2 protein-coding genes are annotated in these 1,050 nt (G+C 55.2%); both read left to right on the top strand.

Translation table 11 applies throughout. The features are described from left to right. The first annotated feature begins 32 nt into the window (after positions 1-32). A complete protein-coding gene (locus ACFC2Y_RS08225; protein ID WP_375174970.1) occupies positions 33-362 on the top strand; it encodes a DUF3467 domain-containing protein in 330 nt (109 codons plus the stop codon). 34 nt (positions 363-396) lie between these two features. Beyond that, positions 397-1,032, top strand: a complete 636-nt coding sequence (locus tag ACFC2Y_RS08220; RefSeq protein WP_375174971.1) for a VPLPA-CTERM sorting domain-containing protein — start codon at positions 397-399, stop codon at positions 1,030-1,032. Positions 1,033-1,050: the final 18 nt, after the last annotated feature.

Raw genomic sequence — 1,050 nt, 5'->3', positions numbered from 1 at the left:
CTCGGAAATTCATTTTGAACGGATAGGAAACAATGGCGAAAAGCCCTGAACCCAAGACCAAGGCCGAAGCGAACGGTGCCCCTCAGACCAAGAGTGCACAGACCACTCCGGCCTCACAGATTGCCTTCAACACATCAGAGCTGAAGAGCAGTTATTGTAATGTTTGCAATGGGTCATCCACCCGCGAGGAGGTTGTCGTCAATTTCGGCGTCAACCAGAACTGGGACATGGGACGCGAGAAGCTGGAGGTCGCCCTGCAGCACCGCATCGTCATGTCACCCCATGCGGCCAAGCGCGTTCGCGACATGATGATACGGTTGATCGAAGAGCATGAAACCCGTTATGGTAAGTTAGAAGGTTGATTTTTCTATTTGAATTTTTTCCGTGGGGGAAACAATGAAACATCTATTTGCTGGTATTGCAGCAGCGTTCCTTGGGCTTGGGGTGTCCCAGGCCGAGGCGCTTTCGTTTAACGCGCCATCCGGGCCTGTTGAGCCTGGGAATTCTTTTTCCGTCGGCTTTTCCGCAGATGATCCAAGTGATCCTTCGGATCTGATCTCATTTGGAATTGTCTTTTGCGGCGAAATCACTTGCACCGACTACTTCACCTTTGTGTCGAACCCTACTCCGACGGTGTTTTTGGACCGCGCAAACGACGTCGATGATGGCGGGATTGCTGGCGAGTTCGTCAGCTTAACTCCGGTTCCTGTGTCCGAGGGGATCGGGGGGGTGGAATATGGCCCAGGCACCGTTTTTGCTGACTTCGAAGTATTTTCCGCGGCTGGTTCGGCAGGTTTCAGAAATATCGACCTGATCTTCTCCTCTTTGGCCGGTGCCGTCGATACGACGCTCTATTTTGACGTCTGGTATCAGACTGACGCTGACGGTTATGTCTTGGCCGATTATGACGTGCCTGTCGACATCGACTTCGCCGACACCCCCGCGATCCCGCTGCCGGCCGGGGCGCCGCTGGTGCTTTCCGGGTTGGCGGCTCTTGCTCTGCTGCGGCGTCGCAAGGCGACCGCGGCCTGATCTGAACCGGGGGCGGTC

Origin of the sequence: Pseudooceanicola sp. (assembly GCF_041987405.1) — a bacterium.
Classification (GTDB): domain Bacteria; phylum Pseudomonadota; class Alphaproteobacteria; order Rhodobacterales; family Rhodobacteraceae; genus Pseudooceanicola.
This window is presented reverse-complemented; position numbering and strand designations above follow the sequence as displayed.